Annotated in this window: 1 protein-coding gene; it reads left to right on the top strand. The window is 46.7% G+C overall.

The annotated features are described in order from the left end of the window. The first annotated feature begins 127 nt into the window (after positions 1-127). Positions 128-832, top strand: a complete 705-nt coding sequence (locus AC01YT_RS11800; protein ID WP_476675664.1) for a GDSL-type esterase/lipase family protein — start codon at positions 128-130, stop codon at positions 830-832. Positions 833-1,096 lie beyond the last annotated feature (264 nt).

Genomic DNA, 1,096 nt, shown 5'->3' with positions numbered 1-1,096 from the left:
TTATTGCGCAATTTTATACACCCGTGGAGATTTGTCAAGGGGTTAAACCTTAAAAAATTCTGCCTTTTCTAGGCAGATCACACCCCCTTTTAGAGTTCACGAGTATACTTAGGCCACGAGGTACACTATGTTACTAAATGCGATTCTTTCCACCCTTTTGGTTATCACATTAGTTTATCTAGTTCTGGCACGCATGGCTGCTGAACGCCTGGCACGTACACATCATGAACAGAAATGTGACTTTTTTGCCCACCACCCCGTTAAAGCAGGGGATATCGTCTTCCTGGGAGACAGCATCACCGATGGCGCGCGATGGGATGAGCTTTTCCCTGGACTCTCAGTGAAGAACCGCGGCATTAACGCCGATACAACCTGGGGTGTTTTAGCCCGTTTAGATAGCATCCTCCAAGGCCAACCAGCGGCTATTTTTCTGCTGATTGGCACCAATGATCTTCCCTGGTTCATGTTCCGGAGTGATCATGTTATTCTCGAAACCTATACGGCCATTTTAGAACGCTGTCGGCGGGAAAGTCCTAACACGCAGGTCTTCGTTCAATCCATTCTTCCCCGCGCACGGGGTTATGCCAAGCGGATTCTCCGCATCAACGCCGAACTGGAAAGACTGGCCCAGCGTTTTGGCTATACTTTTGTCAATCTTTTTCCCCATTTTGCAGACGCCAATGGACAGATTCGCCCGGAACTCTCCAACGATAAACTTCATCTGATGGCCATCGGTTATGACCTCTGGGTGGAACAAATCAAACCCCTAATCGAGAACCTGACTTCTTCAACCCTATCCGAATTCCGCCAGACTAAAGGAATTTCGTATTAGTAACTTACGCCCACTTTATGGGTTATAGATTACGTAACTCTCTCAACGAAATGAAAAAGCACGGTGACCACACAAATAGATGCATGTAACAAGCACTATCAAATTATGACCTGGGTGGGAATGGATTAACCGTGCTTTTTGTTACATATACACAATCTTCTCTAGAACGGATTCGCTTCCCCATGCTCCCTGAAAAAATCCTATATTGGGCCTCCAAACCGGTCGTGCGCACATTTGTCGCCCTGGCATTGAAAATGGAGATCA

The sequence above is a fragment of the Thermanaerothrix sp. genome, from assembly GCF_056331585.1.
Note: the sequence above shows the minus strand (reverse complement) of the source record. Positions and strands in the feature narration are given on the sequence as shown.